The 16,625-nt window shown below is 54.7% G+C and carries 16 protein-coding genes; 15 read left to right on the top strand and 1 reads right to left on the bottom strand.

What is annotated here, in order from left to right:
* Nucleotides 1-94 precede the first annotated feature (94 nt).
* The 8 genes from ACE99V_RS03700 to ACE99V_RS03665 all read left to right on the top strand — a co-directional run bounded on the left by ACE99V_RS03700 (nt 95) and on the right by ACE99V_RS03665 (nt 5,292).
* Entirely contained in the window at nt 95-457 is a 363-nt protein-coding gene (locus tag ACE99V_RS03700) for a hypothetical protein (RefSeq protein WP_400489922.1), read from the top strand.
* Nucleotides 454-831 (top strand): VOC family protein, encoded by a 378-nt coding sequence (locus tag ACE99V_RS03695; RefSeq protein ID WP_400489921.1) that lies wholly within the window; start codon nt 454-456, stop codon nt 829-831. The genes ACE99V_RS03700 and ACE99V_RS03695 overlap by 4 nt, the downstream gene beginning before the upstream one ends.
* Entirely contained in the window at nt 828-1,604 is a 777-nt protein-coding gene (locus tag ACE99V_RS03690) for a class I SAM-dependent methyltransferase (RefSeq protein WP_400489920.1), read from the top strand. Before ACE99V_RS03695 ends, ACE99V_RS03690 begins: the two co-directional genes overlap by 4 nt.
* A 140-nt stretch (nt 1,605-1,744) precedes the next feature.
* A complete protein-coding gene (locus ACE99V_RS03685; protein WP_400489919.1) occupies nt 1,745-1,912 on the top strand; it encodes a DUF2759 family protein in 168 nt (55 codons plus the stop codon).
* 116 nt (nt 1,913-2,028) lie between these two features.
* Nucleotides 2,029-3,192, top strand: coding sequence for a putative cytokinetic ring protein SteA (gene steA / locus ACE99V_RS03680; protein WP_400489918.1), 1,164 nt, complete (start codon nt 2,029-2,031; stop codon nt 3,190-3,192).
* A 12-nt stretch (nt 3,193-3,204) separates the two neighbouring features.
* Nucleotides 3,205-3,762 (top strand): copper transporter, encoded by a 558-nt coding sequence (locus ACE99V_RS03675; protein ID WP_400489917.1) that lies wholly within the window; start codon nt 3,205-3,207, stop codon nt 3,760-3,762.
* A complete protein-coding gene (locus tag ACE99V_RS03670) occupies nt 3,749-4,432 on the top strand; it encodes a glycosyltransferase family 2 protein (protein ID WP_400489916.1) in 684 nt (227 codons plus the stop codon). Before ACE99V_RS03675 ends, ACE99V_RS03670 begins: the two co-directional genes overlap by 14 nt.
* On the top strand, nt 4,423-5,292 hold the full coding sequence (locus ACE99V_RS03665; RefSeq protein ID WP_400489915.1) for a UDP-N-acetylmuramyl pentapeptide phosphotransferase: 870 nt from the start codon (nt 4,423-4,425) through the stop codon (nt 5,290-5,292). The genes ACE99V_RS03670 and ACE99V_RS03665 overlap by 10 nt, the downstream gene beginning before the upstream one ends.
* A gap of 63 nt (nt 5,293-5,355) precedes the next feature.
* Here the strand turns inward: ACE99V_RS03665 and ACE99V_RS03660 are convergent, their stop codons facing one another.
* Nucleotides 5,356-5,616, bottom strand: a complete 261-nt coding sequence (locus tag ACE99V_RS03660; RefSeq protein ID WP_400489914.1) for a DUF2627 domain-containing protein — start codon at nt 5,614-5,616, stop codon at nt 5,356-5,358.
* 148 nt (nt 5,617-5,764) lie between these two features.
* Here ACE99V_RS03660 and ACE99V_RS03655 point away from each other — a divergent pair, with 148 nt between their 5' ends.
* From ACE99V_RS03655 to ACE99V_RS03625, 7 genes are all read left to right on the top strand, one after another.
* Nucleotides 5,765-7,837, top strand: a complete 2,073-nt coding sequence (locus tag ACE99V_RS03655) for a sigma 54-interacting transcriptional regulator (RefSeq protein WP_400489913.1) — start codon at nt 5,765-5,767, stop codon at nt 7,835-7,837.
* Between the two features lie 224 nt (nt 7,838-8,061).
* A complete protein-coding gene (locus ACE99V_RS03650; protein WP_400489912.1) occupies nt 8,062-9,153 on the top strand; it encodes a Glu/Leu/Phe/Val dehydrogenase dimerization domain-containing protein in 1,092 nt (363 codons plus the stop codon).
* Nucleotides 9,154-9,271: 118 nt separating this feature from the next.
* Nucleotides 9,272-10,693: a dihydrolipoyl dehydrogenase gene (lpdA, locus tag ACE99V_RS03645; protein ID WP_400489911.1), complete on the top strand. Its 1,422-nt coding sequence runs from the start codon at nt 9,272-9,274 to the stop codon at nt 10,691-10,693.
* A 12-nt stretch (nt 10,694-10,705) separates the two neighbouring features.
* Nucleotides 10,706-11,704, top strand: a complete 999-nt coding sequence (locus ACE99V_RS03640; protein WP_400489910.1) for a thiamine pyrophosphate-dependent dehydrogenase E1 component subunit alpha — start codon at nt 10,706-10,708, stop codon at nt 11,702-11,704.
* Nucleotides 11,705-11,720: 16 nt separating this feature from the next.
* Complete coding sequence (locus ACE99V_RS03635; protein ID WP_400489909.1) at nt 11,721-12,704, top strand: alpha-ketoacid dehydrogenase subunit beta; 984 nt, start codon at nt 11,721-11,723, stop codon at nt 12,702-12,704.
* Between the two features lie 20 nt (nt 12,705-12,724).
* A complete protein-coding gene (locus tag ACE99V_RS03630) occupies nt 12,725-14,053 on the top strand; it encodes a dihydrolipoamide acetyltransferase family protein (protein ID WP_400489908.1) in 1,329 nt (442 codons plus the stop codon).
* A gap of 267 nt (nt 14,054-14,320) precedes the next feature.
* Entirely contained in the window at nt 14,321-16,402 is a 2,082-nt protein-coding gene (locus tag ACE99V_RS03625) for a copper amine oxidase N-terminal domain-containing protein (RefSeq protein ID WP_400489907.1), read from the top strand.
* Nucleotides 16,403-16,625 lie beyond the last annotated feature (223 nt).

Below are 16,625 nucleotides of genomic sequence, written 5' to 3'. Positions count from 1 at the left end.
GGGATTTTTGGAATATAGTGAAGGCAGGAGGTGGTTATATGAAGCGGAAAGATGAAGTAAAGCAAGCAGTACTGTGCGGCCGGGTGGGCAGTTTGTGTTCATCGACAACGTAGCCCCTGAGAAATCGGAGTGGGGCCTGTTTATGAACCGGGTGGAGAAGCTGCGTGACGACAGCCACGTTTGCTGCCTGACCGTCTCCCGATGGCAGGACTTGTTCGACAAGTTCGGCCTGACGGAGGAGAAGGCCCGTCTTCGTAAAAAGCGTTTCGCCTTTTCCTCATGGGTCAGAAGGACGGCGGAATCGGAGGAGCAGGTGCAGCTGGTCGAAAGCGTGCTGTTACACGCCGATGAGGAGACCGCCCGTTCCTTCGACATTCAGATAGATGGCGGCAAGATCGTGTCCCACCAAATCGACGAATGGATGGTACTTTGTACAAAAGGAGATATCAATCGATGAGCTATCAATTTTTGGGGCTGGATCACGTACAATTGGCAGCACCGGCAGGCTGTGAAGAAGAGGCTCGCCATTTTTTCCGAGACGTACTGGGGATGCCGGAGGTGCCGAAGCCGGAAAATCTGCGGAAGCGCGGCGGTGTCTGGTTCCAGTGCGGCCCACAGACCATACACATCGGTGTGGAGACGCCCTTCACCCCGGCGAAAAAGGCGCACCCGGCATTTGTCATACAAAATATGGAAGTCCTTATGCAGCGCTTGACAGAATTGCAGGTGGAGATCAAAGTCAATGAAGAAATTCCGGGGGTCAAACGCTTTTTTATCGACGATCCATTCGGAAACCGGCTTGAATTTATGGAAGTCGGTGATCGGTCATGACGATCCATTTTCACGAAGAAAAAAACAGAAAGTCCTATGCCGTCCGAACGGCCAGCCGGGACTGGCTGGACGCATTTCAAAAATGGGTGACGCCCGCAGGGAAAACCGTGATCGATCTTGGATGCGGCGGCGGGATCTACAGTAAGGCCTGGGCGGAGTTGGGAGTCGCGCGAGTCATCGGGGTCGATTTTTCCGAAGTGATGTTACAAGCAGCGGAGGAGAATTGTAAAGGCTATGACAACATCGCGTTTTGGCAGGGAGATGCGCTGGGGACAAGACTGCCGGACGGATGTGCCGATATTGTTTTCTGCAGGGCGGTGATTCACCACCTGTCCGACCTTGGCCCCTTCTTCTCTGAGGCGAAGAGGCTGCTTGTTCCAGGCGGCGTCTGCATCGTGCAGGATCGTACGCTGGAGGATGTCATGTTGCCGGGAAGTCCTGAGCACCTTCGAGGGTACTTTTTCAGCTGCTTTCCCCGGCTGTTGGACGTGGAAGCTGCCCGTCGGCCGCAGCTGGAGGCGGTTTGCCGGCACATGGCGGGATCGGGCTTGCAGATGGTACAAGCCCATTCCTTGTGGGAGACGCGGCGTGAGTACAACGACTTTGCACAACTGGCCGAGGACTTGGCCGAGCGAACGGGCAGATCCATTCTCCACGAGCTGTCTGACGCGGAATTGAATGATTTGATTGCCGAGATCAAAAGAGAAGTCGGCGATCAACACCCGATCCGGGAGAAAGACCGTTGGACGGTGTGGACCGGGATCACGACGTGAGCATGCCCATTTGACCCACAATTGTGAAATCGTTTGTCACAATTCCTGATTCGACTTGTTTCGCAAATGGGTAGACTATATAATGGGAAGTGCCATTCTATTCCGGAGCGCTTATTTTGGTAAAGGAGTTGTCGTATCTCATGAATCTGTTTGATATTCTCATGTTCGTATTTACGTTCTTTATCGCCTGGGGCACCATCCGCTCCATCAAGGCCAAAAACAAGTTTGCTGTCGGTTTCGGGCTTGTTTCCCTCGCAGTGTTCCTGTTTTCGGACGGCTTGATCATCTACTACGCAACCCAAGGTTAATCGTCCCGATCACAACATGTGTAAGAGGCTGTGCCGTTAGTGGCACAGTCTCTTTTTCTTTTTCTCTGCATGACGAACGGAAATTTTTAGCATAATAGGGGATGGAGGTGGGAGCTTTGGGTAAGCGCAAGCGCGCCTGTACGCTTACATGCCTGTCTGTCGTTGCGGCGGACCGCAAGACCAAGCAGCTCTGCAAGCGTATCCAGCCGAATCAGATCGTCCTTTTGCAGCACGCCGACGTCGATGAGGTGGCTGCCCAATCGCTGCTTGACGCCCGTGTCCAGGCCGTTGTCAACCTCTCTCCTTTCCTGACCGGTACATATCCCGCGGAAGGAGCGAGACGGCTTCTGGAAGCGGGTATTCCTCTGTTTGAGGTCGTATCAGCATCGGTTCCGCATTTGATGGAGTGCATGGACGGCAAGCTGGGAGCCATCGCAGGGGAAGAGCTCTATTTGAAAAGCGGAAAGAGCTGGCAAGCGGTTGCCGCCTTGCGCACAATTAGCCCCAAGGACGTCGAAAACAAATGGCAGGAGGCGCATGAGCGTCTTGACCAAACCCTTTCCGCTTTTATCGACAACACGCTGACCTATGCCAGCTGGGAGAAAGATTTGTTTCTAAAGCCCCTTCGCAAACTGCCGCTCAAAACCAGCATGAAGAACCGTCATGTCGTCGTAGTGGTTCGCGGCAAGCACTACAAGGAAGACTTGCGCATGCTATCTTCATACATACGAGAGTATCGACCTGTGATCATCGCGGTAGATGGCGGAGCAGATGCCCTTTTGGAGTACGGGTACATCCCGGATCTTACAGTGGGGGATATGGACAGCATCTCGGATGGGGCACTGATGAGCGGCACGGAAGTAGTGGTTCACGCCTTCCCGGACGGCCGCGCTCCCGGAAAACAGCGGGTGGAGGCGCTGGGCGTTTCGTATCATCTGCTGCCGGCCCCCGGCACGAGTGAAGATGTCGCCATGCTGCTTGCATTTGAAGAACAAGCGCAGCTGATCGTCACCATCGGAACCCATACCAATATGATCGATTTCCTCGAAAAGGGGCGTAAAGGGATGGCCAGTACACTCCTGGTGCGTACGAAAATCGGACCCAAACTGATTGATGCCAAAGGAGTAAGCCAGTTGTATCAGCCGCGACTCTCCTGGAATGTATGGGTGTGGTTTGTCGCCGCTTCGCTGGTTCCCATCGGGGCCATACTCGCCGTCAACCCTGTTACCCGCCACGTCGCACAGATGCTTTGGATGCAGTGGCGCACACTGTCTTTTTAGGGAGAGAGTCCCATGATCCATATTCGCTATCACCTGATCACTGTAGCAGCCATTTTTCTCGCGCTCGGAATCGGCATTTTGCTTGGAGGCACCGCCGGACAATCGTGGTTTGCGCTGAAGGAACAGGAGTTTCTCAGCAGCATGGAGGCGAAATACGACAAGGCCCTGAAAAGCAACAACGAGCTGAAGCAGCAGTTGAATCAACTGATCGTGCAAATCGAACAAAGCAATCAGGAAGTGATACACTTGATGGCGGTTCGCTACGCCCAAGACTTGCAGGGCAGCAAGGTGTACGTGTGGCACCCGGACGAGATGCGACTCGACCATTTGAAACGTATCCTGTTTACGGTTGGAGTCGAGATGATTCCCTATCAACAGGGACGTGTTCCGCTCGATTGGCCGCTTCTTGTGTTTGGACGGGAAAAACCGCCATGGTTGACCGAGCTGCCGGCATCATGCCATTGGTTGCACGTCGAGCAGCTGCCTGACTCTCCATCCAGGCAGTGGAAGCTGTTGGAAGACGTGCAGACGCTCTTAAAGGAAAAGAGGTTGGAACGTGAAAAAAGTTAGCGTCGTCATACCCGCCTACAACGAAGCCAAGCACATCGCCAGCACGCTGAAAGCAATCCGTCAGAACGTTGCGTGCCACGAACTGATCGTGGTGGATGACGGCAGCGCTGATGAGACGGAAGCGCTGGCGCGTACCTGGGCCGATGCGGTCATCCGTTTGCCGCTAAACAGGGGAAAAGGCTTCGCCCTGCAGACGGGATGGCAGCGCGCGGCGGGTGACATCGTGCTGCTGTTGGACAGCGATTTGGGAGAGAGCGCGGGACAAGCGGAACAACTGCTGCAGCCTGTCCAGGAAGGGATGTGTGACATGGCTATTGCCGTACTGCCGGTTCCCGAGAACAAGGGCGGTTTCGGCCTGGCCAAAGGGTTGGCCCGTCACGGGATTCGCATGCTGACCGGCTACCAGCCGATGGCGCCGCTGTCCGGTCAGAGGGCCGTTCGTCGCGAAGTGCTTCAACGGGTGAGGCGATTGGACCGAGGTTTCGGCATTGAAGTCGGGCTGACTGTAGACGTCCTGCGAGCGGGCTATCGTGTGATGGAAGTGCCAGTCTCCTTTACTCATCGCGTGACGGGAAACGACCTCGCGGGATGCATGCATCGCGGAAAGGAATTCGTAGCGATTGGCCGGGCGCTTTGCCGGAAGTGGTGGGAGGGAGGTTCATGCAGGTAACGGTGCCGGTATTGCTCGGACTCGGTGTACCTGGCCTGCTGCACTTGATGGGGTTCACCCTGATTGGCCGTTGGCTGGGGAGCGCGGGCATGATACGCAAAAACTATCAGGGAGAAAACGTATTGACGGCCGGGGGAGTCTTTCTTGCCGTCTATTCTGCGATTCCTGCCGTTATACTATTTTTCGTCTCCGGCCTGGAAAGCGAAGCAACGGTATGTTTGACCGGCTCGCTCGCTGCCGCTCTCTTTGGATGGCAGGATGACCGTTCACCGGATCGGGACAAGGAGGCAAAAGGGTTTCGCGGACACCTCCGCATGCTCTGGCAGGAGCGAAGAGTAACCAGCGGTCTGTGGAAGGCGGTGGGCGGAGGGATCACAGCCTTGCTTGTCTCTAACGCGTTATGTGACGGTTTTGTTTTGGTAATGGTCACCGCCGGTTTGCTCGCCTTGACGACCAATTTGGTCAATCTGTTCGATCTGCGGCCCGCCCGTGCCATCAAGGTGTTTTGGCTGCTTCTTGCGATTTCCTTTGCTGTCGGTTTTCCGATGTCGGTTCAGCTATCGGGATGGGGTTGGATCCTTCCCGTTCTCACCGCTACGATTTTGCTGTTCCCGTACGATGCACGCGGACGTCTGATGCTCGGGGACACGGGCGCAAACTACCTGGGCTTCGTCGCCGGATCGTGTCTGGTCACCAATGCGCCGTTTTCGGTGCAGGCAGGACTGCTTGTGCTGTTCGCGGCCCTTCATCTGATTGCCGAGCGCGTCTCCTTTTCCCGCGTCATTCAATCGGTAGAATGGCTGCGTCGGCTTGATCAGTGGGGAAGGCAGAAACCGCGGAATCAGACGGATAGGATGTGATTCTCATACGTTCGAGTAACGTTCCCTCCCGTTTAAAAAAATAGAACCGAGCTTAGCCCGGTTCTATTCGTCGTCTTCTTCACGCTGCATGAAACGCGGCTGGACGCGGTTGCGCTTGCGATCGTGATGCAGGATAAAGCCGCCGATAAAGCCGACAGGAACGGCAAACAGAAGCAGCCCCAGCAGGAACTTCCCCCAAAGAAATCCGCCAGCCTCCGGTGAAAACGAAAAAAAGAACGCATCGCGCATCAGCTTTATCCCATATACGGCAATGGATGCCGGAATCACCATGATGAGAAGAGCGACCAGTTTTTGACCGATCAAGGTTGTTCACACCCTTTCACTCATGTTCCTCCAACATCATAATGGATTCCCCCTTTCCTTGTCCATGGAAACCGGCCGTTCACTATCCATCAGCTTTCCGTTACGGTAAAATGAAAGGGATCTGCATGAGAGAAAAGAGGGGACCCATATGCACAAGCTGCTCATCGTCGGAGCAGGTCGCGGCGGTACAGCATTACTCCGCATGCTGAGCAACATGGAGAAAATGAACATTGTCGCAGTGATCGACCACCGGGAGGATGCGCCGGGAATCCAGTTGGCGAAGTCGTTGGGAATTGAAGTGGGAACCGATTATCTTCCCTATCTGGATCAGGAACTTGACGTCATTTTGGAAGCGACCGGCGATCAGGCGGCGTACGAGCGGATCTTGCGGTTAAAACGGGATGAGACCGCGCTTATTCCCGGCACGTTCACGAAAATTGTCATGAGGCTGATTCGGGAACGGGACGAACTCATCGAAAAGCTGACGCAAAACAAGCGGGAGTACGAGACCATGCTCAACTCCACGCATGACGCCATTATCGCCGTGAACCGCAGGGGGATCATCACGCTGTTCAACAAGGCTGCGGAACGATTGATAGGAATTGATGCGAAGGAGGTGCTGGGGACCAAAGCGTCCGACAGCATCCCCAATACTCGTTTACATATTGTACTGGAGTCGGGACAGCCCGAATTGAACCAGGAGCAGGAGCTGCCCAACAAGACGCGAATCATCACCAACCGGGTTCCGGTTCGGAGTGAACGGGGCCAAGTCGTCGGTGCCGTTGCCATCTTCCGGGACATCACCGAGGTGATGGCGCTGGCGGAAGAAGTGACCGATTTAAAGGAATTGAAAAGCATGCTACAGGCGATTATCCATTCGTCAGACGAAGCCATCTCCGTAGTGGACGCCAACGGGTACGGGCTTTTGTTCAACCCCGCATACACCCGTTTGACCGGGCTGTCTCCGGAGGATGTCATCGGCAAGCCGGCGACGGTGGACATGTGGGAGGGCGACAGTATGCACATGCAGGTACTCCAGACGAAGAAGCCTGTCCGCGGCGTTCCGATGAAGCTCGGGCCAAAGCGCAAGGACGTGGTCGTCAATGTCGCGCCGGTAATGGTAGACGGCAAGCTGAAAGGAAGCGTCGGCGTCATCCATGACATCTCCGAGTTCAAGCGACTGACGGAAGAGTTGGAAAAAGCCCGCCGCATCATCCGTACACTGGAGGCAAAATACACCTTCACGGACATCATCGGCCTCAGCGAGCCGATGCAGGCTGCCATCGAACAGGCGCAGAAAGCGGCGCTGACACCTGCAACTGTGCTCTTGCGCGGTGAATCCGGCACGGGCAAGGAGCTGTTTGCCCACGCCATTCACAACGCGAGCGAGCGGAAGTACAACCAGTTTATTCGGGTCAACTGCGCCGCGATCTCCGAGACGCTTTTGGAAAGCGAGCTGTTCGGCTACGAGGAAGGCGCTTTTACCGGAGCGCGCCGCGGCGGCAAACGGGGGTTGTTTGAAGAAGCGAGCGGCGGCACCATTTTTCTGGACGAGATCGGGGAACTGTCGATGAGTATGCAGGTGAAGCTGCTGCGCGTCCTGCAGGAGAGGGAAGTGGTTCGCGTCGGGGGTACCAAGGCCGTCGAGATTGACGTCCGCGTCATCGCAGCCACACACGTCAATCTGGAGTCGGCGATTCAGGCGGGACGTTTTCGCGAAGACCTGTACTACCGCCTTCACGTCGTTCCCATCCACATCCCGCCGCTGCGGCAGCGAAAAGAGGACATCAAGCCGCTGTCGCTTCACCTGCTGCGAAAATACAATCTGGAGTATGGCCGCAATGTAGAGGAAATCGCACCGGATACACTCGCCATTCTTTGCGGCTACCACTGGCCGGGGAACGTCCGGGAGCTGGAAAACGTATTGGGCCGGGCGATGATCCACATGAAATTCAACGAGACGGTGATTTTGCCGGAGCACTTGCCGCCGCTGGAGCTGCGAACAGGGATCGCGAGAGGAGAGGCTCCTGTTGAGGCATCTGCCTTGGGCAAAACCCTGAAAGAGGCAATGGAAGAGGCGGAACGGGCACACATCCTGCGTGGACTCGCCGCAGCAAAGGGAAACCGCACGCTCGCGGCAAAACGGCTGGGGATTTCCATTCGCAGTTTGTATTACAAGATGGAAAGGCTTGGCATTGATGAGGGGAGCGTTCAAGGATAGCTGTGTGCAGAAATTTGCATGCAAAATTCTGCTTGACCGTGCAAGATTTTGCGCGATATTGAACGTCTCCTATCGGGTAGGCAGAGGGAAATAAAGCGCTTTCATCGTTGGATTCGCTTGGCATGGCTTTTGCATATAATTACATACCAGATACTTCTCCAGTACACCCTAGGAAAGATCTCAACATCTTTGTAGCGCAGAGAATACTTATGGGAGGTTTCATCATGAACATTTTTGATTACATGCAAAAGTACGATTACGAGCAGCTCGTTTTTTGCCAGGACGAGAATTCCGGCCTGAAAGCGATTATCTGCATTCACGATACAACTCTGGGTCCGGCGCTGGGCGGCACACGCATGTGGCCCTACAACAATGAAGAAGAAGCGATTGTCGACGTACTTCGCCTCGCGCGTGGGATGACATACAAGAACGCAGCGGCAGGACTCAATATCGGCGGCGGAAAAGCGGTCATCATCGGCGATCCGCGCAAGCACAAGAGCGAAGAGCTGTTCCGTGCCTTTGGCCGCTACATACAAGGCTTGAACGGTCGTTACATCACGGCTGAAGACGTAGGCACAACCGTGGCCGACATGGATACCATTCATCTCGAAACCGATTACGTCACCGGAGTTTCCCCGGCATTTGGCTCCAGCGGCAATCCGTCTCCGGTGACTGCTTATGGTGTTTACCGCGGCATGAAGGCAGCAGCGAAGCTGGCGTTCGGCAGCGATGATCTGTCTGGCCGTGTGGTAGCGGTTCAAGGTGTGGGCAACGTCGCCTACAACCTCTGCAAACACCTGCATGAAGAAGGCGCTCATCTGATCGTAACGGACATCAATGAGGAAAACGTAAACCGCGCCGTAAACGACTTCGGGGCCAAAGCTGTCGGCGTCAACGAAATCTTCAGCGTAGAGTGCGACATCTTTTCTCCATGTGCGCTCGGTGCCGTAATCAATGACGACACCATTCCGCTCTTGAAAGCAAAAGTGATCGCCGGCGCAGCGAATAACCAGCTGAAAGAGGATAAACACGGCGATATCATCCACGAGATGGGTCTCATCTACGCTCCGGACTACGTCATCAACGCGGGCGGTGTGATCAATGTGGCGGATGAGCTGCAAGGCTATAACCGCGAACGCGCGCTGAAAAAGGTGGAAACCATCTACGACAATATTCTGCGCGTGTTTGAAATTGCCGAACGAGACAACGTACCTTCCTACAAAGCGGCAGACCGCCTGGCGGAAGAGCGCATTGCGAGCGTAGCCAAGTCTCGCAACACGTTCCTTGTGAACGGCAAATCGGTATACAGCCGGTAATCAAGGAAAGACGGTCCCCCTTATCGATTGGTAAGGGAGGACATTTCAGCGCATTTTCTTTTGAATATTTTGTTTTTTGTGAACCTGGGCTTGGCTTGTAGAAAGGAGAATGAAGGAGATGTCACAGGAGTTTGATCTCGTCGTACTCGGCGGCGGAACCGGCGGATACGTGGCGGCCATCCGCGCCGCGCGGCTGGGCATGAAGGTGGCCATCGTCGAAAAGGATAAGCTGGGCGGTACCTGCCTGCATCGCGGTTGCATCCCATCCAAGGCGCTCCTGCGCAGCGCGGAAGTGTATGCGACCTTGAAGGAAAGCGACCGGTTTGGCGTGCTGGCAGACAATGTCGGCTACGATTTTGCCAAGGTGCAAAAACGCAAACAGGGTATTATTGATCAGCTCCATAAAGGCATTCACTACCTGATGAACAAAGGGAAAATTACGGTCTTCGACGGCTTTGGCCGAGTGATGGGGCCATCCATCTTTTCGCCGCAAGCCGGCGCTGTTCGCATCGAAAGGGCAAACGGCGATCAGGAAATCGTCGTCCCTCGCTTTTTGTTGATCGCCACCGGTTCCCGTCCGCGTACGCTTCCCGGTCTTGCGATCGACGGTGAGTACGTCATCACCAGCGATGAAGCGCTGGAACTTAAGGAACTGCCTTCGTCGGTCGTGATCGTCGGCGGGGGGGTAATTGGTATTGAATGGGCGTCCATGCTGAACGATTTTGGCGTGGAGGTAACTGTGGTGGAATACGCCGATCGGATTCTGCCATTGGAAGATGAGGAAATCAGCAAGGAGATGGCCCGTCTGTTGAAAAGGCGCAAGGTGAATGTCGTTACCGGCGCCAAGGTGCTTCCGGAAAGCCTCGTGAAAGCGGATGGTCAAGTGACGATCAAAGCGGAAGTGGCTGACGGGGAGAAAAGCCTTACTGCCGAAAAATTGCTCGTCTCTGTCGGACGTCAGGCCAATGTGGAAAACATCGGTTTGGAGGCGACAGAAATCAAGGTGGAGCGCGGTGTCATCGCCGTCAACGAGTACTTCCAGACGGCGGAGTCTCACATCTATGCGATCGGGGATGTGATCGGCGGTCTGCAGCTGGCGCATGTCGCCTCCCACGAAGGCATTCTCGCAGTGGAACACATGGCCGGATTGCATCCACAGCCGATGGACTATACAAAAGTAGCCAAGTGCACATACAGCCGTCCGGAAGTGGCAAACGTCGGACTGACCGAGGCGGAAGCCAAGGAGCAGGGCTATGAAGTGAAAACCGGCAAGTTCAGCTTCAAGGCTTTGGGGAAAGCGCTGGTATTTGGAGAGAACGACGGCTTTGTCAAGATGGTCGTAGATGCCAAGACCAACGATCTCCTGGGCGTTCACATGATCGGACCGCATGTGACCGACATGATTTCCGAAGCAGGCCTGGCTCGCGTACTGGACGCAACTCCTTGGGAGATTGGCCATACCATTCATCCGCATCCGACACTGTCTGAAGCGATTGCCGAAGCGGCACTGGCCGTGGACGGAGAAGCGATTCATATTTAGAGGAGGTATTTTATGACGAAGACTACCAAGCGGCACGAACAGGTTGGTTTGACCGACGAGCAGGTTTTGGATATGTACTACTACATGCTGCTCGCCCGCAAAATCGACGAACGGCAATGGCTGTTGAACCGGGCAGGCAAGGTTCCGTTCGTCATCTCCTGCCAGGGGCAGGAGGCGGCGCAGGTAGGGGCTGCCTTTGCACTGGAAAAAGGCAAGGATTACCTCTGTCCGTATTACCGTGATCTGGGTGTCGTGCTGGTCCATGGACAAACGGCTCGCGACTGCATGCTCTCCGCGTTCGCCAAAGCGGAAGATCCGAACAGCGGCGGCCGCCAGATGCCCGGCCACTTCGGAGGCAAAAAATACAACATCCTGACCGGCTCCAGCCCGGTGACCACGCAGGTTCCGCATGCGGTCGGTATTGCCCTGGCCGGCAGAATGCAAGGCAAGGACTTCGTCGTCTATACCTCCTTCGGCGAAGGTTCCAGCAACCAGGGGGATTTCCACGAAGGGGCCAATTTCGCGGGAGTACATAAACTCCCTGTCATCTTTTTCTGCGAAAACAACAAGTACGCGATCTCCGTTCCGCTGAAAAAGCAGCTCGCCTGCGAAAGTGTTGCGGATCGCGCCATCGGCTATGGCTTCAAGGGAATCAGCGTGGACGGCAACGACCCGATTGAGGTGTACCGTGTGTGTAAGGAAGCCGTTGAACACGCCCGCAATGGCGGTGGACCGACGCTGATTGAGGCGGTGATGTACCGGCTGGTTCCACACTCCAGCGACGACGATGACCGCGTCTACCGTACCCGCGAAGAAGTGGAAGAGGCGAAAAGGAAAGATCCGATTCTGCTGTTTGCCAACTACTTGAAAGAAGTCGGTTTGCTGGATGACGCCAAAGAACAAGAGCTGGCAGACCGCGTTGGGCGCGAGGTGGATGAAGCGACGGAATACGCAGAGAACGCTCCGTATCCGACACCCGAATCCACGCTCACGCACGTGTACGGCGAGTAAAGGGGGGCATACCACGATGGCAGTGATTTCGTTTATTGATGCAGTAACCATGGCGATGCGCGAGGAGATGCGTCGCGATCCCAGTGTGTTTGTACTCGGAGAAGACGTTGGCGTTCGCGGCGGTGTGTTCCGCGCGACCGTAGGACTCATTGATGAGTTTGGAGAAGAGCGGGTGATTGACACGCCTTTGGCAGAGTCCGCCATTGCGGGGGTGGCGATTGGTGCGGCTGCGTACGGCATGCGTCCGATCGCCGAAATCCAGTTTGCCGACTTTATCATGCCGGCCGTGAACCAAATCGTCAGCGAAGCGGCGAAGATGCGCTACCGCTCCAACGGCGACTGGAACTGCCCGGTGACGATACGCGCGCCGTTCGGCGGAGGGGTACACGGAGCACTCTATCACTCCCAGTCCGTCGAGGCGATGTTTAACAGCGTTCCAGGCCTGAAAATTGTGGCGCCCTCCACTCCATACGATGCAAAGGGACTTTTGAAAGCGGCGATCCGCGACAATGACCCGGTGCTGTTTTTTGAACACAAGCGCTGCTACCGCCTGATCAAAGGGGAAGTACCGGAAACGGATTACGTCCTGCCGATCGGAAAAGCGGACGTCAAACGGGAAGGTACGGACATAACGGTCATTTCCTACGGCCTGACCCTTCACTTTGCGCTGCAAGCGGCGGAAAAGCTCGCACAGGAAGGCATCAGCGCACACGTGCTTGACCTGCGAACTCTGTACCCTTTGGACAAGGAAGCGATTATCGAAGCAGCCTCCAAGACAGGCAAGGTTCTGATCGTGCATGAAGACAACAAGGAAGGCGGCATTGGCGGAGAGGTGGCAGCGATTATCGCCGAGCACTGTCTGTTTGATCTGGATGCTCCGATCAAGCGTCTGTGCGGTCCTGACGTTCCGGCTATGCCGTACAGCCCGCCGATGGAGAAATTTTTCATGCTGAACCCGGACAAAGTTTTGGCAGCCATGCGTGAGCTGGCGCATTTTTAAAGCGAGGAGGATGGCAAATCATGGCTACGAAAGTGCTTATGCCCCAGTTAGGTGAGAGCGTAACCGAGGGCACCATTGCCAAATGGCTGGTCAAGGTGGGAGATACGGTCAACAAATACGACCCTCTCGCGGAAGTCTCCACCGACAAGGTAAACGCTGAGGTTCCATCCACAGTGTCAGGCCGCGTTACGGAGATTGTCGTGCCGGAAGGGGAGACGGTTGCAGTCGGTACCCTGATCCTCTATATCGAAGAAGGCGGCACAGCGGCTTTGACCGAACAGGCCGCGGCACCCGATGCAAAGTCTGCCCCGACTTCGGTATCGGTATCGCCTGCCGCAGTTGACGCTGCGGTACCGGCCGCTGGGGCAGAGCAGAGGGCCAAGCAGCGTTTTTCGCCTGCGGTGATGCGCCTCGCACAAGAAAACGGCATTGACCTGTCCCGTGTCGCAGGTACCGGATTAGGTGGGCGGATTACTCGCAAAGACGTGGAAAAAATCATTCAGGCGGGCAAACAGCAGCCTGTACCGACTGCCGTTCCGACACAACCGGCTTCAGCTCCGGCTGTTGAGACAGAAGCGTCGGCAGCACCTTCGGCCCTAGTGGCACCGACTGCACCGGCTGCCAATGTGACGTACGATATTCCAGTTGCATCAGGCGATCAAGTCGTTCCGGTGACACTGATCCGCCGTACCATCGCCAACCGCATGGTGCAAAGCAAGCACGAAGCGCCGCATGCCTGGACGATGGTGGAAGCAGACGTAACCAATCTGGTGAACTACCGCAACCAGGTAAAAGACGAGTTCAAGAAAAAGGAAGGCGTGAACCTCACCTTCCTGCCGTTCTTCATCAAGGCCGTTGTGGAAGCGCTGAAGGAATTCCCGATGATAAACTCCACCTGGGCCGGCGACAAGATCGTCGTGAAAAAGAACATCAACATCTCAATTGCCGTCGCTACCGAGGACGCGCTCTACGTACCGGTGATCAAGGATGCAGACCAGAAGTCGGTTTACGGGATTGCCAAGTCGATTGAAGATCTGGCCGCCCGCACCCGAGCAGGCAAGCTGACGATGGAGGACATGTCCGGCGGCACATTCACCGTGAACAACACCGGTTCGTTCGGCTCTGTCCTTTCCATGCCGATCATCAACTCGCCGCAAGCGGCCATCCTCAGCGTCGAGTCGATCGTGAAGAGCCCCGTTGTGATCAACGACATGATCGCCATCCGATCCATGGTAAACCTGTGCCTCTCGCTCGACCACCGCGTGCTGGACGGTTTGATCTGCGGCCGCTTCCTGCAAAGCGTGAAGCAAAAATTGGAAAATATCGGGCCCGACACCAGATTGTATTGACAGGCCATGATTCAGAACCAAGTCATTCGGCTTGGTTCTATTGTTGTTTAGAAAATTTTATTTTTTTACCCTGTAACCTTTTTCCTATCTCGCACGTCTAAGCAGATGTACCCAGTAATTTACCTATTTTTGGAGGCGATTCCGCATATTTGGATAAAAAATGATAAAATCTGAGCGAAAGATTCCCTCTATTTCGTATTTATGGTAAACTGGTAGCGTTCAAAAGTTTTATAGATTTAGGAAAAACGAAGGAATTGGGAGGATAACATGGAAAAAGGCAAAAAGGTACTTCCAATCATGCTTGCATCGGCGTTGGTGTCGACACCGTTCGTAGCCGCTCCGCAGGCATATGCGGTCAGTGATTTGGCAGTTGACATGGATGACGATACGGCAGATAAAACAACCGACTATACGATTGACTTTACGCTCGAGGAAGATTTGGACGCGGGCGAAGAAATCATCATTACCTTTGACGATGAATTCGACCTGAGCGATATCGATGAAGATTACGACGTCGAAGTCGATGGTGAAGACATCGACGATGTGTCAGTCGATACGGATGACAACACCATTACCATCACATTGAAGGACGACCTGTCTAAAGATGACGACGTCACGATTTCCATCTACAATGTCGTCAATCCTGACGAAGAAGACAAGTACGAAATCGAAGTGGAGACAGAGAATGAGGACTCGGATACAGATGAGGTCTCCATCTATGAAGACGATGACGATGATGACGACGATGACGAAGAGTTCAGCGTCGACATCGGCGACGACGAGGAAGACGTGGAAACGGACTACTTCCTTGGACCGATCGAACTGGAAACCGATTTGGAAGAGGGCGAGTGGGTAACCGTAATCTTCCCTGATGAAGACATGGTTCCGAGCCGTATCGATACAGAAGACGTAGAGATCAATGGCTACGAAGTGGATGACATCGATATCAACGGAGACGAAGTAGAACTGAAGATTCCGGAAGATGCCGACGGGGATGATGAACTCGAAATCGAATTCCTCAAGTCCGCAGGCATTACCAACCCTGGCGCGGATGACGACTATACCATTGAAGTGGAGTACGACGGAGATACATACTACTCCGAAGAATTCGAGATTACGGAAGGTTCCGGCTCCGGCAGCGCCGACAGCGACTTTACGGTAAGCCTGTCTGATACCACCGCGGGAGCTCGCTCCAGCTACACCTTTGAAGCTGATTTCGGCAGCAAAAAACTTTACGGTGGCGACGATGTGATCGTGGAGTTTCCAAGCTCCGAGATGCTCCCTGGCGTATGGTCCGCCTCTGATGTAACGATCAACGGCAAGGCCGCGAAAAACGTCTATTCGTCGGGCAACAAGGTGTATGTCACAGCGCCAAGCGGCTTCACATCGGACAGCGAAGTAAAAGTGAGCTTTTCCTATACCGCCTGGGTAACCAACCCGAAAACAGCGGGCGATTACACTCTGAAAATGACCGTGGACGGCAAGACGATCACGTCGAAGTCGTTTAAAATCACCGGCGCAACGTATACGCCGCCGACCACACCAGCCACACCGGTTCCGGTTGACAACAGCACCGCAACCATTGGCTTGACCAATCCAGCCCTGAACACGGCAACCGGCGTCAACGTGGCGATCAAGGGCGTAAGCGTACCGTTGGTAAAACAGCGTGACTTTATTGAGCTGGTCTTCCCGGTGGGATATCGCGTACCTGCTTACATCACGCCTGCCAATGTCACCGTAAACGGCGTAATGGCAAACTACGTAGCTGTTCGCGGTCAAAACGTCCTGATCTATCCGTCCCAGGACATCCCGGCTGCAACCGCTGCGAATGTGGTGATCAGCCCGGCTGCCAACATCGTCAACCCGGCCGTGAAAAACGCGTACAGCATCAGCGTGTTCACATCGGAAGAAAAAGGTCTGCTGTTCGCCCGCGCTGTCAGCGTAGGGGGAGCTCCAACAGCTCCGCCAGCAGTAAGCGTCCCGGCTAATGCAGCGCTGATCAAGGTGAATGTAGCATCGTTCACGCTCCACGGCAAAACCTATCCGCTGCAAGCGGCTCCGACCATTGTAAACAGCACGACTGTCGTACCTGCCCAGTTCTTTAAAGAAGCACTGGCACTGACCACACAGTGGAACAACCAAACGGTGGCCATCATCAGCGGAACCAAGGTGCTTCGCTTTACCGTCGGCTCCAACAAAGCCAAGGTGGGCGCTCAGGAAGTCACGCTGCCGACTGCAGTTACCATGAAAAACAACATGCCGATGATTCCAATCAAGTTTGTCGCTGACAATCTGGGTTACAAGGTTGGCTGGGATGCAAAAACATCCAGCGTGTTCATTTACCGCTAAACAAACAAGCAAAACCCCCTCTCGGAATTAGAGGGGGTTTTTTTCAGTGTATAAGGAGTTATAAATTTGGACATCCCATACAGCCGCTAGAAAAATGTTCGGGGCCCCAGCCGACACCAGCGATCGCTTAAGTCGGCTGGGTTTTCTTATCGTGTAGGAAAGTTTAAGGGCTTCACCGTGTGAAAGCGTCCTGAAATAAACTTTCCGGAACGCATAAAAAGTT

The sequence above is a fragment of the Brevibacillus soli genome (assembly GCF_044759095.2).
Taxonomy (GTDB): Bacteria; Bacillota; Bacilli; order Brevibacillales; family Brevibacillaceae; genus JBIYSM02.
This window is presented reverse-complemented; position numbering and strand designations above follow the sequence as displayed.

What these genes read in the sequence shown, in the direction of transcription:
- ACE99V_RS03690 (WP_400489920.1), top strand. Translation starts at nt 828, where the DNA reads ATGACGATCCATTTTCACGAAGAAAAAAACAGAAAGTCCTATGCCGTC.
- ACE99V_RS03650 (WP_400489912.1), top strand. Translation starts at nt 8,062, where the DNA reads ATGAACATTTTTGATTACATGCAAAAGTACGATTACGAGCAGCTCGTT.
- ACE99V_RS03655 (WP_400489913.1), top strand. Translation starts at nt 5,765, where the DNA reads ATGCACAAGCTGCTCATCGTCGGAGCAGGTCGCGGCGGTACAGCATTA.
- lpdA (WP_400489911.1), top strand. Translation starts at nt 9,272, where the DNA reads ATGTCACAGGAGTTTGATCTCGTCGTACTCGGCGGCGGAACCGGCGGA.
- ACE99V_RS03640 (WP_400489910.1), top strand. Translation starts at nt 10,706, where the DNA reads ATGACGAAGACTACCAAGCGGCACGAACAGGTTGGTTTGACCGACGAG.
- ACE99V_RS03695 (WP_400489921.1), top strand. Translation starts at nt 454, where the DNA reads ATGAGCTATCAATTTTTGGGGCTGGATCACGTACAATTGGCAGCACCG.
- ACE99V_RS03685 (WP_400489919.1), top strand. Translation starts at nt 1,745, where the DNA reads ATGAATCTGTTTGATATTCTCATGTTCGTATTTACGTTCTTTATCGCC.
- ACE99V_RS03665 (WP_400489915.1), top strand. Translation starts at nt 4,423, where the DNA reads ATGCAGGTAACGGTGCCGGTATTGCTCGGACTCGGTGTACCTGGCCTG.
- ACE99V_RS03675 (WP_400489917.1), top strand. Translation starts at nt 3,205, where the DNA reads ATGATCCATATTCGCTATCACCTGATCACTGTAGCAGCCATTTTTCTC.
- ACE99V_RS03625 (WP_400489907.1), top strand. Translation starts at nt 14,321, where the DNA reads ATGGAAAAAGGCAAAAAGGTACTTCCAATCATGCTTGCATCGGCGTTG.
- ACE99V_RS03635 (WP_400489909.1), top strand. Translation starts at nt 11,721, where the DNA reads ATGGCAGTGATTTCGTTTATTGATGCAGTAACCATGGCGATGCGCGAG.
- ACE99V_RS03630 (WP_400489908.1), top strand. Translation starts at nt 12,725, where the DNA reads ATGGCTACGAAAGTGCTTATGCCCCAGTTAGGTGAGAGCGTAACCGAG.